We start from the raw sequence: 20,598 nt of genomic DNA, 5'->3' as shown, positions 1-20,598 counted from the left end.
TTATTCGCAGATTATCTGGTCTTTGAACTCGACGTTGACCCGATGGTAGGTATCCCAGCCGAGAACAGGGGGAATTTGACGGTAAAATACCATCAGTTTCGCAAATTTTTCCGAAATATTCTCAGGAAAGCCAAATTCAATACGTTGGTCGCCTACTTGCTGGGTAAAAGAGAGCTTGCCGTTAGGTTCAACGAATACTTCTGCTACCTGGGCGCGCCAGAAAGGCTTTTCATCGATGTAGCGCAAAAACTCCAGGTAGCGCCGGCCGGTGCTGTCCTGGAAAAAGCTGGCCGACAGGGGTTGTCCTCCGAGCCGGGAAATGGGCACTACCCGGGCCGTAAACAGCGGCGACAAGGGCAGTCGGCGGCCGTCGGCATCAAGGTAGCTGTCCCGACGGGTATCGCTGTGCACCAGGCGGGCAATGGGGCGGTTCTGGCGCACGTCGGCGTGCAGGTTGCCGGCCAGGTCGCGGTACACTTGCGCTTCCTTCACAAAGCTGTGGGCCTTAAGACGGGCCTCCAGATCCTTCAGATCCACGTCGGCGGGGGAAGCACCTTCCAGGCGGTCTTCCCCGTGGCGGGTCAGCAGGCTGGTCACCTCCCGCTCACTGATAAAGAAGTTATTGAACTCGTTGCTGATGGACACAATAACCCCGTTTACCGGCCGGGTAGCCTGGCGCACGGCTGCAAAGGTACCCAGCGCAATTAGCAGCACCAGGCAGCCCGTAGCAAACAGTAGGTTATTGGCTTTACGCTTCAGCTCCATTCCAGCGAAGATTCAAAATATTCCTTAATCTAGGCACCAACTGGTCAATATCTCCGGCCCCGACGGTGGCTAATACGTCAAAATTCGGATTGGTTTCGGCATTCCGCAAAATTTCTTCTTTTGTCTGGAGAGATTTTACGGGGGCGGTTATTTGGGATAAAATTAATTCCGACGTTACGCCGGGCATGGGCAGCTCCCGCGCCGGGTAGATATCCAGCAGCACTACCTCATCGGCAAGGCTCAGGCTCTCAGCGAATCCCGGCGCGAAGTCGCGGGTGCGGCTGAACAGATGGGGCTGGAACACTACCCGCAGCTGCCGGCCCGGGTACAGCGCCCGCAGAGAACGGAGAAACGCCTCAATTTCGCGTGGGTGGTGGGCGTAATCATCCACGTACACCTTGGGCTTGCCGGGCGTACCGGCCGTGAGAATAAATTCGAAGCGCCGTTTTACGCCCCGGTAGGCAGCCACAGCCGACTGCAGCTGCGCCGCCGAGAGGCCATGGAGCTGCGCCACGCAGGCGGCGGCCAGCATATTCTCGACATTGTGGTAGCCCGGCACGGCCAGTTCAAGCTCTTCCACCGAACCTTGCGGGCCGTGCAGGTTAAAGCGGAACCGGTGGCCTTCGGCCGTAATGTGGTCGGCGTACAGTTCCGGGCCCTGCTCCGGCGAGAGGCCATAGCGGATCACCTGCACCCCGGCCGGCGCGGCGGCTGCCACGCTGGGGTCGGCCGTGTGGTTGATGATGAGGGTGCCGCCGGGCTGAATCTGCCCCACAAACTGCCGGAACGACTCCACCAGAGCTTCTTTGTGGCCGTAAATGTCGAGGTGGTCGGCGTCGGTGCTTGTGACGATGGCCACCGTAGGAAATAAGGTCAGAAAGCTCCGGTCGTACTCATCCGCCTCCACAACTACTGGCGTAGTGGCGGTTGGGGCCGAAGCAGGGGGTAGCAGCAGGTTCGAGCCGAGGTTGACGGCAATGCCCCCCAGGAAGGCCGCGCTGGGTACGCCGGCGTGGTGTAGCAGGTGGGCCACCATGCTGCTGGTGGTAGTTTTGCCGTGGGTGCCGGCCACGGCAATGGTCGGGCGGCCCTGGGTGAGCAGACCCAGCACCTGGCTGCGCTTGCGGATATCGTAGCCCTGCTCCCGCAGCCAAGCCCACTCCTGGTGGTCCTGGGGGATGGCCGGGGTCAGGACGACCAACGTTTGGGCGGAGTTCTGGCGCACCTCAACCGGAATGTTGGCTACCGCGTCCTCGTAGTGCACGGCTATACCTTCGGCGCTCAGAGCTTCCGTTAGGGGGGTAGGCGTTTTGTCGTAGCCACTAACGGAGTGGCCGTTGGCCTGGAACCAGCGGGCCAGCGCCGACATGCCGATGCCGCCGATGCCCAGGAAGAATACGTGAGGAAAAGCCGCAACAGGGTTCAAGGTCGAGGAGTTGGTAAGGGGTAGTACTTAGGAACGGACGGTGGCGGGCAGCAGCTTTTCCAGCTCATCCACGATGGTAGCCGTGGCCCGGGGCCGGGCCAGCGCCCGGATGTTGGCGGCCAGCTGCCGCTGCCGGGCGGGGTCCTGGAGCAAGGCCAGGGCCTGGTCGTAGAGGGTGGCAGCCGCGTCGGCGTCGCGGACCAGCAGGGCGGCATCCTGGCGCGTGAGGGCCAGGGCGTTCTTGGTTTGGTGGTCTTCGGCCACATTGGGCGAGGGCACCAGAATGCTAGGCTTGCCGGTCAGGCACAGCTCCGACACCGACAAAGCCCCGGCCCGGCTAACCACCACATCGGCGGCGGCGTAGGCCAAATCCATGCGGCGTACAAACTCCAGGGCCTGCAGGTTACGAGCCGCGAAGGGAGCGGCTTGCTCCTGGGCCTGGGGGTAGTACGCTTTGCCCGTCTGCCAGAGCAGCTGCACCCCTGCTTCCTGCAGGCGCGGCAGCGCGGCGGCCGTGGCCTGGTTGAGGGTGCGGGCCCCCAGGCTGCCGCCAATTACCAGCAGCACCGGGCGGGCAGGGTCCAGACCGAAAAATGGTAGGGCCTCGGCCCGCTGCCCGTCGGCAATTTCGGTGCGCACAGGGTTGCCGGTGAGCACCAGCCGGTCGGCGGGAAAGAACTCCTCCATGCCCTCGTACGCCACGCAGATGCGCTGCACGCGCCGGGCCAGCAGCTTGTTCACCAAGCCGGCGTAGGAATTCTGCTCCTGAATTAGGGCGGGGATGCCGCGGGAGGTAGCGGCCAGCAGCACGGGAGCTGAGGCGTAGCCCCCTACCCCTACTACAGCGTCGGGCTTGAACATGTCAATGAGCTTGCCGGCCTTGCGCACGGCGCGCATCAACCGGATGGGGAACAGCAGGTTTTGGGGCGATAAGCTGCGCTGCAACCCCGTAATGTCAAGGCCCACAATCTCGTAGCCGGCCTCTGGCACGCGGGTCATCTCCATGCGGCCGTTGGCGCCCACAAACAAAATTTCCGCGTCGGGATGACGGCGACGCACCTCGTTGGCAATGGCTACGGCCGGAAAAATGTGCCCGCCGGTACCCCCGCCGGATATGATTAGCTTCATTGTTAAGCTGTTAGCTGATGGCTGATAGCTTTTCGGTGCAAAAGCCAATGGCCAACAACCATCAGCTAACAGCCACTATTTACGCGTACTGCGACACCCGCGGAATGCGGGCCGTGTCTTCGGGTTCGCCTACCATAGGCCGGATTTCCCGCTCGCCTCGGCTCACGGCCAGAATAATCCCGATGCTGATACCGGTGAAAATCAGGGAAGTGCCACCCATGCTCAGCAGGGGTAGCGGCAGGCCGGTAATCGGGCCCAGGCCCACGGCCACGCCCATGTTCACCATGGCCTGCAAGACTAGGCTAAAACTCAGCCCCGCCGAAAGCAACCCCCCGAAGGCCCCGTAACTGTTGATTACCGTTTTCAGCCCCCGATACAGGAACGCCAGGTAGAGAAACAAGACGACTACCCCCCCGAACAGGCCGTACTCCTCAATGATGATGGCGTAGATAAAGTCGGAGTACGGGTGGGGCATGATGTTGCGCTCCGTGCTCTTGCCAGGTCCCTTGCCGAACAGCCCGCCCGTGGCCTCGGCGATGTAGGCGTGCTCTAGCTGGAAGGGCACCGGCTTGCTCTTATCGGTGAAGCTTTCAATGCGGGATTTCACCGTACCCCACCGCTGCCCTACCGTCAGGGCCACGCCGCCTAAGGTCATTACAATCAGCACGGTAAGCATCATATGCTTGAGCGGCACCCGGCCAATAAACATTAGCAGCAAGCAGGTAGCAAACAGCAGCACTGCTGTGGAGGCATTGGATAGAATAATCAGCCCGCAGATAACGCCGACCCATATTATAACCGGTAGCAGGGTATTCTTGAAGTCTTCAACATGCTGCTGACGACGACTAAGCATAGAAGCCAGGTGCGAAATCAGGGCCAGCTTGGCTAAGTCGGAGGGCTGGAAGGTTTGGTTGATAACCGGAATAGTCAGCCAGCGGGAAGCGCCATTTACTTCACCGCCCATGATGAAGGTGAAGATGAGCAGGGGCACCGAAATGAGCAGGGCGTAGAGCGAGAGGCGGGAGTAGTAGCGGTAGTCGATGCGGTGGGCCAGCCACATAAAAAACAGGCCCACGAAAATCAGACTGGTGTGCTTGAAGAGGAAGTACTCCGTGTTGCCGCCCATTTTCTTATAGGCCAGCGTACCCGTGGCCGAGTACACCACGGCAATGGAAATAAACGAGAACAGCAGCACGATGCCCCACAGCACGGGGTCACCCTTCAGATTCTGCCGCAGCCAATTGGTAACAGGTTCCATACGGTGAAGTGGTGAGGTGGTGAGGTAGCTTGCCGGCCGGCTACCCCCGGCGGCTTAGTTAGAGGTTTGCTGTTCCTGCAGCGCGGCTACGGCCGCCGTAAACTGCCGGCCCCGGTCCTCGTAGTTGCGGAACAAGTCGAAGGAAGCGCAGGCGGGCGAGAGCAGCACTACGTCGCCGGGGGCGGCCAGCGCGGCGGCGCGCTGCACGGCCTGGGTTACGCTCTGGGTTTCCTCCAGGTGAGGCACTACGCCGCCAAAGCTGGCTTTCAGCTTCTCGTTGTCCACGCCCAGGCAAATCAGGGCCTTCACCCGCGACTTGGCCAGCGGAATCAGCGTCGTGTAGTCGTTGCCTTTGTCGGTGCCGCCGGCAATCCAGATGATGGGCTCCCGAATGCCGTCGAGGGCGTACCAGGCGGCCTCCACGTTGGTGGCCTTGCTGTCGTTGATGAAGGTAGCGCCGCCTACCTCGCCCACGGGCTGCAGGCGGTGGTCGGCGTTGCGGAAAGAGGCCAGGCCGGCTTCAATCTGCTCGGCCGAGAGGCCCGCAATGCGGGCGCAGAGCACAGCGGCCAGCATGTTCTGGCGGTTGTGCTGCCCAATCAGGGGCGAGCCGGCCACGCTGACTTCCTCCCCGTCGAGGCCCAGGCCGGGCACCAAGTTGGTGCACAGGCAGTCCTCGCGGGTGTAGTAGCCGGCCAGCTGAAAATCGGGGCGGCGATGCAGGCTGAACGGCAGCTGAATTACGGGCCGCAGCGCCGCCGGGAAGTAGCGCTGAATATTCTCGTCGTCGGCGTTGTAGATGAAGTACTGCTCGCTGTCCTGGCTCTGGGTGATGCGCAGCTTGGCCTGGGCGTACTGTTCCAGGGAGTAGCCGTACCGGTCAAGGTGGTCGGGGGTGATGTTGAGCAGCACCGACACCCAGGGCTGAAACTCGTAGGTGTCATCGAGCTGAAAAGAGCTTAACTCCACCACGTAGTACTCGTGCTGGTCCTCCATTACCTGCTCGGCCAGGGAGTAGCCCACGTTGCCGGCCAGGCCCACGCTCAGCCCCGCCTCCTTCAGCAGATGGTAGGTGAGCAGGGTGGTGGTGGTTTTGCCGTTGGTACCGGTAATGCAGATGCACTGGGCCTTGGTGTAGCGCCCGGCCAGCTCGATTTCTGAAATAATGGGCGTATTCTGGGCGCGCAGGGCCTGAATGACCGGGGCTTTTTCCGGAATGCCGGGGCTTTTCACTACCTCATCGGCCCGCAGAATCTCCTCCAGCGTGTGCTGGTTTTCCTCGAAGGGAATACCAGCCTGCGTCAGCTTCTGCTTGTAACGCTCCTGAATCGGGCTTTTATCCGACACGAATACGGTGTGGCCTTTGGCCTGCGCCAGCAGCGCAGCTCCTACCCCACTTTCCGCGGCTCCTAAAATGACGTAGTGCATGATTCGTTCTTTATAGATTTCCCGCAGAGGAGCGCAGAGGTTTCGGGGAGGCTCGCGGAGGACGTTCTTCTGCGAACCTCCCCGAAACCACTGCGCTCCTCTGCGGGAACCATCATTAGCGCAATTTGAGAGTAACCAGCGTCAGGACAGCCAGCATGATGCTGACAATCCAGAAGCGGGACACGATTTTCGATTCGTGGTAGCCCAGCTTCTGGTAGTGGTGGTGCAAGGGCGACATGCGCAGCAGGCGGCGACCTTCGCCGTACTTGCGCTTGGTGTACTTAAAGTAGCTCACCTGCACCATAACCGAAAGGTTCTCAATGAGAAACACCCCGCACAGCACCGGAATCAGCAACTCTTTGCGCACGATGATGGCCAGCACCGCAATAATGCCGCCAATAGCCAGGGAGCCGGTGTCGCCCATGAACACCTGGGCGGGGTAGGAATTGTACCACAGGAAGCCCACGCAAGCCCCCACAAAGGCGGTGCAGAAGATTACCAGCTCCCCCGAGTTGGGAATGAACATCACGTCGAGGTAGTCGGCCAGCAGAGCGTTACCGCTTACAAAGCAGAAGATAGCCAGCGTAATGCCGATGATGGCCGAGGTGCCCGCCGCCAGCCCGTCGAGGCCATCGGTGATGTTGGCCCCGTTGCTCACGGCCGTGATAATCAGGATGACGATGGGAATGTAGAAGAAGGCGTAGTACTCATTAAAGAAGTCGCCGGCGGTGGCAAACAGGTCGCCGTAGTTCAGCTCGTTGTTTTTTAGGAAGGGCACCGTGGTAATCATCAGCTTCACATCCTGGTACACGGTACTGGCATCCACAGCCGAGAAGGAGCCGTTGGGCAGGGCGTACTGGCGCACGGTCACGTCGTTGGAGAAGAACAGCACCCAGCCCACCGTGATGCCCAGTCCTACCTGCCCCAGTACCTTGAACCGTCCGGCCAGGCCCTCCTTGTCCTTCTTCACTACCTTAATATAGTCATCCACGAAGCCAATCAGCCCCAGCCACACCGTGCTCAGCAGCATCAGCACGATATAGATATTGTCGAGCTTGGCGAAGAGCAGCACCGGCACCAGAATGGCCAGCAGAATGATGAGCCCGCCCATGGTGGGGGTACCTTTCTTTTCAATCTGGCCCTGCAGGCCCAGGTCGCGCACCGTCTCGCCGATTTGCTTGCGCTGCAGCGCCCGGATAAGCGGCGCGCCAAAGAACTGCGCGATGATAAGCGAGGTAACTACCGCCAGCGCCGCCCGAAAGGAAATGTACTGAAACACACCCGCGCCCGGCAGGTGGTGCACTTTGTAGAGGTAGTCAAAGAGGTAATAGAGCATGGGCGCGAGGGTCAGCAGTTGGGGTTCAGAGGGTAGCCAAGCTGCAAAGGTTCAGGTTTTTTAAAGCTGGTCAAACGTTGCGTTTGTGCGTATTTTGGATTATTCAGCGCTATTTGCCTAATAACCCGAACATTTCGGTAAGCACCTGCTTGTCGTCGAAGTCGGTTTTCACCCCTTTAATTTCCTGGTAGGTTTCGTGGCCTTTGCCGGCTACCAGCACAATGTCGCCGGGCTGGGCCAGGGCTACGGCCGTCTTGATGGCTTCGCGCCGGTCGGCAATGGTCAGGACTTTGCCCTGGTTCTCGGTAGGCACGCCGGCCTGCATCTGGGCCAGAATATCGTTGGGGTCCTCGAAGCGCGGGTTGTCGGAGGTGAGCACGGCGCGGTCGGAGAGCTGAACGGCCAGGCGGGCCATGACGGGGCGCTTGGCCCCGTCGCGGTTGCCGCCGCAGCCCACTACCGCAATCACCTGCTGGCTGGGCTGGCGGATGTCGGCAATGGTTTGCAGCACGTTTTCCAGGGCGTCGGGGGTGTGGGCATAGTCCACGATGCCGGTAATCCGGTTTTTCGGCGACACCACCGGCTCGAACCGCCCCGGCGCCGAGGTCAGCCCCGACAGTACCGTTAGCACCTCGGTGGGCTCCTCCCCTAGCAGCACGGCGGCGCCGTAGATGGCCAGCAGGTTGTAGGCGTTGAAGACGCCAATCAGACGAAACTGCACTTCCCTACCATCCACTTCCAAGTGAAGGCCGTGCACGGCGTTTTCAATCAGGCGGCCGCGGAAGGTGGCGGCATTACGCAGCGAATAGGTTTCGCGGCGGCCCGCCACGTTCTGCAGCATCACCGGGCCGCGCTTGTCGTCCTGGTTGGTCAGGGCAAAGGCCGACTTGGGCAGCTGGTCGAAGAAGCCCTTCTTGGCCTTGAGGTAGGCGTCGAAGGTGCCGTGGTAGTCGAGGTGGTCGTGGGTAAGGTTGGTGAAGATGCCCCCGGCGAAGTGCAGGCCGGTAATGCGGTGCTGCACCACGGCGTGGGAGCTGACCTCCATGAACACGTGGGTGCAGCCGGCCTGGAGCATGCGCGCCAGCAGCTCATTGAGCCGGATGGCATCCGGTGTTGTGTGGGTGCTGGGAATTACTTCCTCGTCAATCTGATTCTGCACCGTGCTCAGCAGCCCGCAGTGGTAGCCCAACTCCCGGAACAGCTTGTGCAGCATGGTGGCGCAGGTGGTTTTGCCGTTGGTGCCCGTTACGCCCACCAGCTGCAGCTGGCGCGAAGGGTGCCCGTAGAACTCGGCCGCCATGCGGGCCATGGCTTCAGCGCTATCCGGCACCTGCACGTAGGTAGTGCCTGGGTGCAATTCGGCGGGCAGGTCCTCTACCACTACTACCGCAACGCCCTGTTCCAGGGCTTTGGAAATGAACTGGTGCCCATCGGTGGCCGTGCCGCGCAGGGCGAAGAATACGGCACCGGGCCCAGCCAGCCGCGAGTCGAGCGTGAGGCTGGTGACGGCTGCATCCGCCGGGCCGTGCTGGGAGCGGACCGGTACGGCGGCGAGGAGCGCAGAAAGAGAAGCGGAGTTATTCAACGTGGAGTTGGGTAGTACGTGGAGCCGGTTGGAGGGGGTAGCGGGGGCGCCCTCCGCCATCAGGCTTTCAGCTTATACTTGGGGGTAGGAGCCGCTTTGGCAGCGGCGCTCTTGGTAGCAGATGCAGGCTTGCGGGCGGCTGGTGCTACCGCCGCCGTTTTCTTGGTTGCCGCGGCCAGCTTGCCGCCGTTGTGGCTCTCGGCGCTGGCCGTGGCTTTGGGGGTGCGACCATCCGCCAGGGTAGCCAAGCCGGGGGTAGGCGGCGCAGCCGGGACCGGGGCCTGCTGGCGCCCGCCAATGGGCTCCAGCTGTAGCACCACGGTAGTGCCGCGCCGCGCCGCCGCACCCGCCGCCACCGACTGCGTTTTTACCCGGCCCGTACCCAGGGCCCGCACGCGCAGGCCGCGGTTTTCGAGTAAGAACAGGGCGTCCCGCAGGGTCAGGCCCTGCACGTTGGGTACCCGCCCGGGCCGCACGGCCAAGGGTTTCAGGTGCAGACTCTCGCCTTCCGAATCGGCGGGCATAGTGCGCACCCAGTCTTCGGCGCCGGTGGCGCCCTGGTGGGTTACGCCCAGCTTGGTGAACACCATCGACAACTCCTCCTGCATGCCGGCCGGCACGGCCGGCACCCGCGACTTGCGCACCGGCGCGCGGGCCAGCAGGGGCCGCTGCGAGGCCACGTCGCGGGCCATGGCCTTATCGGCAACCTCGCGGAAGACGGGCGCAGCTACATCGGCGCCGTAGATGCGCCCGTTTTTGGGCGAATCGACTACGACGATGCAGCTGTACTTGGGATTATCGGCGGGGAAATAGCCGCAGAAACTGGTAGAATAGGTGCGGGTGTAGGCGCCGTTCTTAAACTTCCAGGCCGTGCCCGTCTTGCCCGCAATGAGGTAGTCGTTGGTGCGGATGCCGCGGGCCGTGCCGTGCTCCACTACCCCCTCCATCATGGCCCGAACCTTCTGCAGGGTTTCATCGGAGCAGATTTTGGGAATGAGCACCTGGGTTTCAAACCGCTCCAGCACCTTATCGGCCTGCTTAATTTCCTTGACGATGATGGGCTGCACCTTCACCCCGCCGTTGGCTACGGCGTTGTAGAAGGCCAGCGTTTGCAGCGGGGCCAGCTTCAGCTCGTAGCCGATACTCATGGTAGTGAGGGAGGTACGGCTCCAGCTCCGGTCACGCGGGTCTTTGATGTAGGGGCGGGCCTCGCCGGCCATCTGAAAGCCCAGCGGCTTGTCCAGCCCGAAGTTTTTCAGATAAGTCGTGTACTTCTCGGGGGTTTTACCAAACACCTGGTCGGCCAGCATGGCTACCCCAATGTTGGAGGACTTCTCGAACACCTGCTGCAGGGTAATGCGGCCGTAGGGGTGGGAGTCGGTTTTCACGGCTCCGCCTATCTTTTTGGAGCCGGTGTTGCCCGTGTTAATCGTGTCCGTCAGCTGCAGGTCGGGATTTTCCTCGAAGGCGGCCATCATGGAAGCCAGCTTGAAGGTAGAGCCCGGCTCGGTGCGGCCCTGGTCGGCAATGGCGTAGTTGTAGTCCTCACGGTACACTCCTTCGTCCACCTTGCCTAGGTTGGCCACCGCCTTGATTTCGCCGGTTTTCACCTCCATCAGAATCACGGTACCGTACTGGGCGTTGTTTTCCACCAACGACTTGTATAGGGCATTTTCGGCCACGTCCTGGAGGTTAATGTCCAGGGTAGTCTTCACATCATACCCAGGTTGGGGCTTTACCTCGGTACCGTCGTAGATAGGTTTGTTGCCGCCGGGCAGGCGCTCAAACAGGGCTTCGCCATCTTTGCCCGCCAGGTGGCGGTTGAAGGTAAATTCCAGGCCAGCACCGTTCTTGTCCTCGTTCACGAAGCCAATAGTCCGCTGGGCCAGCCCCCCAAAGGGCCGGAAGCGTTTATCTACCTTCTCGAAAATGGCCCCGCCCTTGTTCTTACCCTCCCGGAAGATAGGCCACTTGGCCAGCTCCTTTTTCTCCTGGAAGTTGATCTGCCGGGAGTTCAGCCGCAGGTAGCGTACCGACGGCTTGGCATTTTTGGCGTCTTTCAGGCGGCGCTTGTACTCCGATTTTGTTCGGTCACCGAAGAAGCCGGCCAGCATTCCGGCCAGCGAATCGACTTTGGCGTCAAACAAGGACTGATTGACCACGCTCGGGTCCCAGGCTACCCGGTAGAAGGGCAGCGAGGTAGCCATAATGCTTTCGTTGTCGGAGTAGATGTTGCCGCGGGTGGCAAACACGGGCTGGTACACAATGCGGCGCTCCTGCTCCAGGGCGCTCCACTTGGCGCCTTCCTTGAACTGCACCTGCGTAATGCGCCACACAATGGCGCAGGAAAACAGGCACACGCCCAGAAAGGCCAGCCGAACGCGGGTGACGATGCTTTTTTTAACGTTTCCTTTCATTGCGGCGGGTAGGGGCAGAACGATTGGAAGATTCCGCAGCGGCTGGTTCGCCGTTGAGGTCGGTGCCGATAGGAGCGGGCGGGGCGCCAATTTCCACGGTGTCGCCCACGGCGGGGCCGCCGGCGCGGCGCAGGGAGTCGGCCTTGGCGCGGGCCGTCATGGCGGCCACCGAGTCGGCGGTGAGAATGGGCAGCATGTCCAGCTCGGCCTCATCGAGGCGGCCAGCGGGCACGGTAATGCGGAAGGGCGGCGAAGAGCTTTCTACCAGCCCGTAGGCGGCTACTTTACGGGCCACCTCGCTTTGCTTGCTGGCCTCCATATAGTCCGATTTCAGGGTGGTATAGTCGGCGCGCAGGTCTTCGGTTTCCAGCTTGAGCTTCTGGATACTGCGGTTCATGCGGGTGGCGTAGTGCGTATTCCCGATGTACACCAGCGTCAGGAACATGATAAAGAGCAGGTGGGGCAGGTAGCGTACCGGCAGCCCTTCCCGAAACAGCCCATCAACTTTGGTTACGCGCTCCAGCAGCGAGAACACACTCCAAGTGCTGCGCTTCTGCACGGCCGGCCGGGCCTCCCGCGGAGCCTTGGGGCGAGGCGGCGGAGCAAGCTCCGGTTCCGGCGGACGCACCGGCTCGGGCGCAATGGGCGCTACCTGCCGCGGAGCATTCACGCGGGGCTGGTTTGCGGGTCGGAGCGTATTGGTAGCCATTATTTTCAATTAGTACCTAAGAAGAAACCGCAAGTAAGAATGAGTAGCTTTCTGATGTCGCGCAAGCCTGCCGACAACTACCCTTTGCTCTTGGCACAACCGGCGCAAAGCCGGGTCCGGGACGAAAGCCGTCATTCTTCATGCTGAGTTCCTAATTCTTGATGGCGATGCGCAGCTTGGCCGAACGGGCGCGGCTGTTCAGCGCTATTTCCTCAGCGGAGGCCTCCACGGGTTTGCGGGTCAGGGCCTCGAAGGGCACGCTGCTGCGGCCGAACAGGTCTTTTTCCACCTCCCCGAAAAATTTGCCCTTGGCAATGAAGTTCTTCACCAGCCGGTCTTCCAGCGAGTGGTAGCTCATGACCACCAGCCGGCCACCGGGGCGCAAAACTTGGGCCGTTTGTTCCAGCATCTGCTGCAAGGCGGCCATTTCATCATTGGCCTCAATGCGCAGGGCCTGGAAAACCTGGGCCAGGTACTTGTTTTCCTTGCCGCGGGGCGTGACGGGCGCAATAGCCTTTTTCAGGGCGGCAATGGTGATAATGCTCTGCCCCCGGCGGGCGGCTACTACCGTCGCGGCCAGGGTGCGGGCGTTGGTCACCTCCCCGTACATGCCAAAGATGCGGTGCAGCTCGGCCTCCGAATACTCATTGATAATATCGGCGGCCGAGGCCTCGTCGCCGTCGGGGTTCATGCGCATGTCCAGGGGCCCGTCGAAGCGGGTGCTGAAGCCGCGCTCCGGCGTATCGAACTGGTGCGACGACACACCTAAGTCGGCCAGCAGCCCATCCACAGGCAGGGCGCCGTGGCGTTTGAGCTCCTGGTGGAGGTAGCGAAAGTTGCTGCGAATAAAGGTAAACTGGGGCCGGACCAGCTTTTCCGCCTCCCGCTCGGCGTCGGCGTCCTGGTCGAAGCTGTAGAGGTGGCCCCCCTCGCCCAGCCGCTCCAGTATGCGGGCCGAGTGGCCGCCACCCCCGAAGGTAACATCCACGTAGCGGCCGGCGGGCTGCAGGTCGAGGCCTTCGAGGCACTCCTGCAGCATCACGGGGCGGTGGTAGGCGGTATCGTTGTCGTACTCGTTCAAGGCGTTGCTCATGCGGCCAGGGGGCCGCCAGGGCCGGTTTCGGTGGTCAAAAATTTCTGGGCCAGCTTCGAGAAGCTCTGCTGGTCTTTGATGAGGAAGTCGTCGTAGCGCTCCGGGTCCCAAATTTCGCAGCGGTTGCCCAGCCCCACAATAATGGCTTCCTTCTCGATGCCGGCGTAGCGCAGCATGGTACGAGGCAGCATAAACCGCCCAATGGTGTCCAGCTCTACCTCCGTCATGCCCCGAAAGAAGTTACGCTGAAACTGCCGGTACTCCTCATTAAACTCGTCCAGCGCCATCACCTTCTCGTGAATCACGCGCCACGCGGCCCGGGGGTAGAGCACCAGGCAGGGCTCAAACCCGCGCACCAGCACCAGCTGATTGCCGGAGGCTTCGGGCAGATTGGCCTTCACCTTCGCCGGCAGCACCAGCCGACCTTTGGGGTCGAGCTTGCACTCGTATTCGCCGGAGAGCAGCTGGGTTATCATGTGGAAGTGGCGTGGGCATGGGAACGGGGTATAGCAAAAGTACGGAACCCGCCGGAAAAGGTCACCACGATTTACCATTTTCTACCACTTCCCAAATAGGCCTTTTCGGGCCGATTAGAAGCCTTTTTGGAAAACTGAGGGGGTAGAAAAAACCAGGCTTGCCAGAATGTCAGTCGCCACCAAGTAGCTTAATGGCCAGACCAAGGAGTGAGCCCGCGCGCAAGGGTAGGGAAAGATTCCGCACCTTTTGTTTCCGGATTCTATACCTGAGCAAGCGGCAGCTATGTCGTATATTTGCGGGGTAATGAAACGTCCGCTTCGTCATCGGCTCTTCAGCATCTGGCTGGCTCTGCTGGTGCTTACCACCTCGGTAGGCCTGGCGGTGCAGCAGCATACCTGCCGGGAAAGCGGCAAGCACACGGCGTCCGTTATTTTCAGTCCGGAGCGGCATGGCTGCCCGGCTCCCAAGCCTGCCGCCCACCACAACTCGCACCAGACCAACAAAGCCCAGCTGACCAAGGCGTGCTGCGAGTTTGGCGCCCACTTTCATAAGCTGGACGCGCCCTCGGCGGAGCTGGCCTGGGTAAAAGCCCCCGTACCAGCCCTGATGCCCGCGTGGCCCGCGGCTACCGTGTGGCCCTCGGTACCCCCTACCCCCCTGCGGCTCGCCGAAGCCCGCTGGCACGCCGCCGACTCCTCGCCGCCGTTGCGAGCCGGGCGGGCGCTGCTCACGTTTGTGGGCGTCCTCATCGTCTAGGGCTTCTCTTCTGCATCTGTTTCTCCACGGGGCTGAAAGGCCTTGTTGGGTTCCCGAAGAGAAATCCTAACTTCCTGACGATATGAACACTTTTCCCGGTCCGGGCCGTCTGCTGACGGCTGCCAGCTTCGTGCTGGGTAGCGCCCTTGCCGCTGCGGCCCAAACCCCCGATGCTTCTACGGCCCCCGTGCGCGGGCAGGTGCTCGATGGCACTACCAACTCGCCCGTACCCGGTGCGGTAGTGCGCTGGCTGAGCGCCCCCACCACCGCCGCTACTACCGATAGCCAGGGCTCTTTTTCCCTGGCTCGGCCCGCGGGTTCCGACGCCCGCCTCATCATTAACTTTCTGGGCTACCTCCCCGATACGGTGCAAGCCCCCGGGAGCAGCTACCTGCGCATTCCGCTGCGGCGCTCCGCCGAGCTGGGCGAGGTAACGGTAGAAGGCCGCGCCCCCTCCTACTCCGGCCTCACGCCCACTAACACCCAAGTAATTACCAGCCGCGACCTGACCAAATCGGCCTGCTGCAATCTGGCGGAAAGCTTTGAAACCAACGCCTCCGTAGAGGTTTCTACCACCGATGCCGTGTCGGGGGCCAAGCAGATTCAGCTGCTGGGGCTGGATGGGGCTTACTCTCTGCTGACTATTGACAACCAGCCGGCCCTGCGCGGACTGGCCTCGCCTTACCGCCTGGGCTACCTGGCCGGCCCCTGGATTGAGAGCATCGATATTATTAAGGGCATGGGCTCGGTGGTGAATGGCTACGAAAGCATTTCGGGCCAGGTAAACGTGCGCCTCAAAGAGCCCGATAAAGCCGAACGGCTGCTGTTCAACGCCTATGGCAACGACCTGGGTAAGTTCGACCTCAACCTGAACCTGGCCACGCCCCTCAGCAAAAAGGTAAGCACCGCTCTGCTGCTGCACACCGACCACCTGGGCCGCCGCGTGGACCGTAATAAGGATGGCTTCCTGGACCTGCCGCTGGCTACCCAATACAACCTCTTCAACAAGTGGAAGTACCTCTCGGGCAATGGTTTGGTGATGGAGGTAGGGGTAGGCGCCCTGCGGGAAACGCGCCAGGGCGGGCAGCTGGGCTACCGCGAGGATAACCCCGGCGGCTTCTACGGCACTACCCAGGAAACCAACCGCTACACCGGCTACGCCAAAACCAGCTATACCTGGCCCGGCCGGCCCTACCAGAGCCTGGGGCTGATGCTCAGCGGCACCGACCACGACTTTACTTCCCGCTACGGGGTGCGCACCTACGATGGCACCCAGCGCACCGGGCAGGCTACCTTGCTGTTTCAGAGCATCATCGGCACCACGGCCCACACCTACCGGGCGGGCCTGAGCTTCCTGCACGACGACTACCACGAGGTGTACAAAACCGGCTTCACCTACCCTACCGAAACGCCGGCCCAGCGCTACGCCCGGGAGCACCGTAACCGTCTGGAGCAGGTGCCTGGGGCCTTCACGGAGTACACCTACCAGAACAGCCGCAACCTGACGGTAGTGGGTGGCCTGCGCCTCGACCGCCACAACCTTTACGGCTGGTACCTGACGCCGCGCCTGAACGTGAAGTACGACCCGGCTAAGAACACTGTGCTGCGCCTGGCGGCCGGTCGGGGCTTCCGGACGGCCAACCCCATTGCCGAAAACTCGGGTATGCTGGTCAGCTCCCGCGAGTTTGTGATTAGTCCGGTGCTGCGGCCCGAAACGGCCTGGAATGTGGGCGGCTCGTTCACGCAGTACTTCAACGCCTTCGGTCGGCCGGGCACGTTCATTACCGACTACTACCACACCGAGTTTCAGAACCAGGTGGTAGCCGACCCCTATACCAATCCCGAGCAGCTGATTATCACCAATCTGGATGTTACGGGGGGGCGCTCCTACTCGCGCAGCTTCCAGGCCGAAGTGCAGGTAGAGCCGGTGAAAGGGCTGCACGCCAAAGCAGCCTACAAGTACCTCGACGTAAAGACCACCTACGCCGGGGAGCTCCTGCCTAAAGTGCTTACGCCCCGGCACCGGCTGTTCCTGAACCTGGGCTATGCCACGGCCTTCGATAAGTGGCGGGCCGACTTCACGGTGCAGGGCTTTGGCAAGCGCCCCCTGGCCCACGCGCCGGGTAGTGAGGGCCACTTGCACGGCTCGGGCGAAGGTACGCTGGCCTTCGCTCCGCGCTACGCTTTGCTGAACACCCAGCTTACCCGCGCTTTCAAGCGGTTTGAGGTGTACGCGGGGGTAGAGAACCTGACCAACTACCGCCAGCGCAACCCCATTCAGGGCGCCTACGCTCCTTTCGGCCCCGACTTTGACGCGGCCATGATCTGGGGGCCGATTTACGGCCGGCTGACCTACGCCGGGCTGCGGTTTACTATTAACTAGCGTCGGGCTTTACTGGCGCGTACATTTGGCACGCTTCTTTCACCAGGGCGGGCGGCACTTTCTTCTAACCCCTTGCTGTTTCTTCTTTATGAAACTTCTGACTTCCTTCTTCCTCGCTTTCTCCTTCCTGTTCCTTTCCGTTAGCACGTTTGCCCAGGGCAGCAAGCCCAAGGCCAAAGGCCCGGCCACCGAAACGCTGCAGGTAAAGACCTCGGCCGTGTGCGACATGTGCAAGACTCGTCTGGAAAAGGCCATGGCCTACGAGAAGGGCGTACAGCAGGCCAACCTCGACGTTCCGAGCAAAATCCTGACGCTTACCTACCGGCCCGATAAAACCACGCCCGACGCCCTGCGGGCCGCCGTGCAGCAAACCGGCTACGATGCCGACGACAAAACCGCCGAAGCCCGCGCCTACGACCGGTTGCCCGAGTGCTGCAAGAAAACCAATGCCACTCACTAGTCTGGCTTGAGTTATATCCACAGAAAAAGCCCGTTTGCAGCTTGCAGACGGGCTTTTTCTGTGATGAAAGACTATTGGTTCAGGCAGCGGCCACCGGAGCTGGTACCATCTGGATTTCGAATTGCAGGTTGGCTTGAAATGCCAGTGGGCGCGTGAGCCGGCGCCGGTTGGTACCCGAAATTTCGAGCGTAAACCACTCAGAGCGCAGAAACTCCAGCAGGTTGGGCTGGCCCTGCAGTTCCATGTTAATGCGCGAGGAATGGATGTTGTGGGGGCCGAAGGTGGCAATGGGAATTTTGCGGCTGTTGGCCGTCAGAAAGCAGCTACCACTCTCCAGTGCTCCCAGGGTGGGCGTACCCCGGCCGATGGCCTGGCCGGCGGGCTGGTCCCAGGTCAGGTAGGCTTCGCGCAGGGTAACAGCCGTAACGCCGGGGTGGGTCAGCGAGGCCAGGCAAGGCAGGGTGCCGGGCAGGGTAGTTTCGCACAAAAAAATCAGGTCCATGCCGGGGTCAATCCGCAGGTTGATGGCCCGGGTACTGAGGCCAAAAGCGGTCCGTAACGAACGCCGCAGCCCTTCGTGGTGAGCAATGGTGAGCGTTACGCCCAGTACCACGGGCGGCACGGCGGCTGGGACGGGTGCGGGAATAGTTTTCATAGCCGGAATGGGCAAAAAGAACCGCCCACTCAAACGGGGGCAGCAAGTAGGCTAAAGGCAGCGAAAACCTGTGGCAACAGTATTTCTGTTTACGGAAGAAGTTAACAATGTGCTACTTATAGTTTCAGATAAAGTATAGCAACTCCCCCATAAAGTCGACCAGCAAACTCCTATACCCGTCTAAAATTGTTTTCTTTCAATAAATAATAAGACGATTCAGTTTTATCTTTTTATATTGAGGCTGTTACCTGGAATGATAGTCTCTGTATGAAAATCACCTGCCTGCTTCTCGATGACGATCCGCTTGTGCTGGACCTGTTACAGGCCTACGTGGTGATGACCGACATCTTGGATGTGAAAGCCGCCTTCACCGACCCGCTGGAGGCGCACCGCTACCTGATGGAAAACCAGGTGCAAGTGCTGTTTTCGGATGTAACCATGCCCCACCTCAGCGGGCTGGACCTGGTTCGCTCCCTGCAGCAGCCCCCGCTGGTAGTGCTCATGACGGCCTACCCCCAGTACGCCATGGAAGGCTTCAACCTCGATGTCATCGACTTTTTGCTGAAGCCTATTTCCCTGGACCGTTTTCTGAGGGCCGTGAACAAGGTAGCCGGCATTCTGCGCGTGAACACCGTGGGCTCCGATGCCCAGGCCGATGCCTTGACTGGCTGGGGCTCCTTCTTTATTCGCACTGATGCCCAGTTTGTGCGCCTGCACTACCGCGAAGTGCTCTACATCGAGGCCCTGAAGGACTTCACCAAAATCAATACCTCTGATGGCCGCACGCACCTGACGCTGGTGAACCTGAAAAACCTGGAGGAGCAGCTGCCACCCGGCCTGTTTATCCGCACGCACCGCTCCTACCTGGTCAATGCGGCTCGCATTGATTCTGTGAGCAATCTGGAAGTAAAGGTGGGCGGCCACGCGCTGCCCCTGGGCCAAACCTACCGGGAGCGGGTAACGGAGCGCATCGTGAACCGCTCCCTGATCCGGCGCCAGAACTAACCCCGGGTCGGGCAATTCAGGTAGATAGGTAGTTAGCTAGCCGCTTCTTTGGCCCGCCACAGCCGCCACCACGGCAGGTAGGGCTGGTCGTGGTGCTCGTAGTGATACCCGAAAAAGTAGCAACTGACAAAAGCCCATATATGCTGCCGCAGCTGGCTGCGCGACTTGTGCGGGTTGTCGGGGGCGTGTTCGCCGCGGTGAGGCAGGTAGGTACCGAAGTAAAACAGCTGCAGGGTAGCCAGCACGGCCGGCACCATCCAGAAGGCAATGACATTAGCCTGCGGGAAAAACAGTTTCAGCACGTTATACGTGAGGGCCATCAGCAGCACCTGCGCCACGGTCACGTAGTTCCAGGCAAAACGCACAAACCAGAACAGAAAGCCGGGGTGGCGGCCATCATGGAAGTCCGGGTCGGCCTCGGTGCCGACATGGCGGTGGTGGGCGTGGTGCTTGGGCAGCATGCGCGGAAACCAGTTGAAGGCGAACAGGCCCGCCGTGAGGGTTCCGATGGCGTCGTTCAGGCGCTTATGCGGGCTTACTACCCCGTGCATGGCGTCGTGGGCCGTAATGAAAAGCCCGGTGTACAGGTGCATCTGCAGCAAAGCCAGCAGGTAGGGCCAGGGCGTGCGCCAGTTGGGCTCATAGAATGCCAGGAGGTAGGCCAAAAGCCCGGCCCAAGCGGCCACAATAAGAGCGGCCATCAGCACGCCTTTGTTGCCCAACGGGGTAGGCCGCACCCGACGCGAAGGCGTAACGAGCAGCGCCGTATCCGGGCTAGCGGTTGTCAGCGGGCTATGTACTTCCTCCTCACGCATGAGTTCACAAACGCATTTACAGGGCCAGCAGGGCGTCGCGCACTTGCTCCATCTGCCACATGGGCGTGCTGGTAGCGCCGCAAATCCCTACCGACTGCCCCGGCTGAAACCAGGAAGGGCACAGCTCCTCCACTTTGGAAATGAAGTGAGTAGCCGGGTTGGTTTCCTTGCAGACCTGATAGAGCACTTTACCGTTGGAGCTCTTGGTGCCCGACACAAACACCACCTGGTCAAACTGAGCGGCAAACTTCCGCAGATCTTTGTCGCGGTTACTTACCTGGCGGCAGATGGTGTCGTTGGCGTTTACCAGGTAGCCGCGCTGCTCCAGCTCGTCTTTGATGCGGTAAAACGAGTTGGTGCTCTTGGTAGTCTGGCTGTAGAGGGTGATGTTGGCCGGCAACTCGTGGCGCAGCAGCTCCTCCAGATTCTCGAACACCACGGCGTTGCCACTGGTTTGCCCCAGCAGGCCCCGCACCTCGGCGTGGCCGTGCTTGCCGTAGATAAATATCTGGTCCTGACGGTCGTAGCTGGTTTTGATGCGGTTTTGCAGCTTCAATACCACGGGGCAGGAAGCATCCACCAGCGTCAGGTTGTTTTCCAGGGCCATCTGGTAGGTGCTGGGCGGCTCGCCGTGGGCCCGAATAAGCACGGCTTCATTGCGCAACTGGGCCAGTTCATCGTAGTTGATGATGCGCAGGCCGCGCTGCTCCAGGCGCTCTACTTCTTCATCGTTGTGCACAATGTCGCCGAGGCAATACAAATATCCCTGCTCATCCAGCAGGTCCTCAGCCATCTGAATAGCATAGATTACGCCGAAGCAGAAGCCGGAATTGGGGTCGATGCGGACGCTCAGGTGGTGCGGCATAGCGAACAGAGTAACTGTCGAGGTGGCCAGAAGGTTA

At 61.0% G+C, this 20,598-nt stretch carries 18 protein-coding genes; 4 read left to right on the top strand and 14 right to left on the bottom strand.

Going from position 1 to position 20,598, the window contains the following annotated elements; all coding sequences use genetic code 11:
* The 11 genes from GGU46_RS07910 to mraZ form a co-directional block, all read right to left on the bottom strand.
* On the bottom strand, positions 1–765 hold the full coding sequence (locus tag GGU46_RS07910; protein ID WP_246398850.1) for a cell division protein FtsQ/DivIB: 765 nt from the start codon (positions 763–765) through the stop codon (positions 1–3).
* Positions 749–2,191 (bottom strand): UDP-N-acetylmuramate--L-alanine ligase, encoded by a 1,443-nt coding sequence (gene murC / locus GGU46_RS07905; RefSeq protein ID WP_262890932.1) that lies wholly within the window; start codon positions 2,189–2,191, stop codon positions 749–751. The genes GGU46_RS07910 and murC overlap by 17 nt, the downstream gene beginning before the upstream one ends.
* Before the next feature lie 27 nt (positions 2,192–2,218).
* Positions 2,219–3,319 carry an undecaprenyldiphospho-muramoylpentapeptide beta-N-acetylglucosaminyltransferase gene (gene murG / locus GGU46_RS07900; protein WP_183403005.1) on the bottom strand — a complete coding sequence of 367 codons (1,101 nt, stop codon included), beginning with the start codon at positions 3,317–3,319 and terminating at the stop codon, positions 2,219–2,221.
* A gap of 79 nt (positions 3,320–3,398) precedes the next feature.
* Positions 3,399–4,577, bottom strand: a complete 1,179-nt coding sequence (locus tag GGU46_RS07895) for an FtsW/RodA/SpoVE family cell cycle protein (protein WP_183403004.1) — start codon at positions 4,575–4,577, stop codon at positions 3,399–3,401.
* A gap of 54 nt (positions 4,578–4,631) precedes the next feature.
* A complete protein-coding gene (gene murD, locus GGU46_RS07890; protein WP_183403003.1) occupies positions 4,632–6,005 on the bottom strand; it encodes a UDP-N-acetylmuramoyl-L-alanine--D-glutamate ligase in 1,374 nt (457 codons plus the stop codon).
* A 115-nt stretch (positions 6,006–6,120) separates the two neighbouring features.
* Positions 6,121–7,341, bottom strand: a complete 1,221-nt coding sequence (gene mraY / locus GGU46_RS07885) for a phospho-N-acetylmuramoyl-pentapeptide-transferase (protein WP_183403002.1) — start codon at positions 7,339–7,341, stop codon at positions 6,121–6,123.
* Between the two features lie 109 nt (positions 7,342–7,450).
* Positions 7,451–8,986: a UDP-N-acetylmuramoyl-L-alanyl-D-glutamate--2,6-diaminopimelate ligase gene (locus tag GGU46_RS07880; RefSeq protein WP_183403001.1), complete on the bottom strand. Its 1,536-nt coding sequence runs from the start codon at positions 8,984–8,986 to the stop codon at positions 7,451–7,453.
* Entirely contained in the window at positions 8,986–11,343 is a 2,358-nt protein-coding gene (locus GGU46_RS07875) for a penicillin-binding protein (RefSeq protein ID WP_246398852.1), read from the bottom strand. Before GGU46_RS07875 ends, GGU46_RS07880 begins: the two co-directional genes overlap by 1 nt.
* Entirely contained in the window at positions 11,327–12,052 is a 726-nt protein-coding gene (locus GGU46_RS07870) for an FtsL-like putative cell division protein (RefSeq protein WP_183403000.1), read from the bottom strand. Before GGU46_RS07870 ends, GGU46_RS07875 begins: the two co-directional genes overlap by 17 nt.
* A 151-nt stretch (positions 12,053–12,203) precedes the next feature.
* A complete protein-coding gene (gene rsmH, locus GGU46_RS07865) occupies positions 12,204–13,145 on the bottom strand; it encodes a 16S rRNA (cytosine(1402)-N(4))-methyltransferase RsmH (RefSeq protein WP_183402999.1) in 942 nt (313 codons plus the stop codon).
* Entirely contained in the window at positions 13,142–13,621 is a 480-nt protein-coding gene (gene mraZ / locus GGU46_RS07860) for a division/cell wall cluster transcriptional repressor MraZ (protein ID WP_110979524.1), read from the bottom strand. Before mraZ ends, rsmH begins: the two co-directional genes overlap by 4 nt.
* Before the next feature lie 304 nt (positions 13,622–13,925).
* Here mraZ and GGU46_RS07855 point away from each other — a divergent pair, with 304 nt between their 5' ends.
* The 3 genes from GGU46_RS07855 to GGU46_RS07845 all read left to right on the top strand — a co-directional run bounded on the left by GGU46_RS07855 (position 13,926) and on the right by GGU46_RS07845 (position 17,221).
* Positions 13,926–14,378, top strand: a complete 453-nt coding sequence (locus tag GGU46_RS07855; protein ID WP_183402998.1) for an HYC_CC_PP family protein — start codon at positions 13,926–13,928, stop codon at positions 14,376–14,378.
* A gap of 82 nt (positions 14,379–14,460) precedes the next feature.
* Entirely contained in the window at positions 14,461–16,761 is a 2,301-nt protein-coding gene (locus GGU46_RS07850; protein WP_183402997.1) for a TonB-dependent receptor, read from the top strand.
* 88 nt (positions 16,762–16,849) lie between these two features.
* Positions 16,850–17,221 (top strand): heavy-metal-associated domain-containing protein, encoded by a 372-nt coding sequence (locus GGU46_RS07845; RefSeq protein WP_183402996.1) that lies wholly within the window; start codon positions 16,850–16,852, stop codon positions 17,219–17,221.
* Positions 17,222–17,300: 79 nt separating this feature from the next.
* Here GGU46_RS07845 and GGU46_RS07840 read toward each other — a convergent pair whose 3' ends face one another.
* Complete coding sequence (locus GGU46_RS07840; protein ID WP_183402995.1) at positions 17,301–17,876, bottom strand: hypothetical protein; 576 nt, start codon at positions 17,874–17,876, stop codon at positions 17,301–17,303.
* A gap of 267 nt (positions 17,877–18,143) precedes the next feature.
* Here GGU46_RS07840 and GGU46_RS07835 point away from each other — a divergent pair, with 267 nt between their 5' ends.
* Complete coding sequence (locus GGU46_RS07835) at positions 18,144–18,881, top strand: LytR/AlgR family response regulator transcription factor (RefSeq protein WP_183402994.1); 738 nt, start codon at positions 18,144–18,146, stop codon at positions 18,879–18,881.
* A 32-nt stretch (positions 18,882–18,913) separates the two neighbouring features.
* Here the strand turns inward: GGU46_RS07835 and GGU46_RS07830 are convergent, their stop codons facing one another.
* Positions 18,914–19,582, bottom strand: coding sequence for a fatty acid desaturase (locus GGU46_RS07830; RefSeq protein WP_183403475.1), 669 nt, complete (start codon positions 19,580–19,582; stop codon positions 18,914–18,916).
* A 130-nt stretch (positions 19,583–19,712) separates the two neighbouring features.
* Positions 19,713–20,561 (bottom strand): 4-hydroxy-3-methylbut-2-enyl diphosphate reductase, encoded by an 849-nt coding sequence (locus GGU46_RS07825; RefSeq protein ID WP_183402993.1) that lies wholly within the window; start codon positions 20,559–20,561, stop codon positions 19,713–19,715.
* Positions 20,562–20,598 lie beyond the last annotated feature (37 nt).

Origin of the sequence: Hymenobacter latericoloratus, from assembly GCF_014199535.1 — a bacterium.
Classification (GTDB): domain Bacteria; phylum Bacteroidota; class Bacteroidia; order Cytophagales; family Hymenobacteraceae; genus Hymenobacter; species Hymenobacter latericoloratus.
Note: the sequence above shows the minus strand (reverse complement) of the source record. Positions and strands in the feature narration are given on the sequence as shown.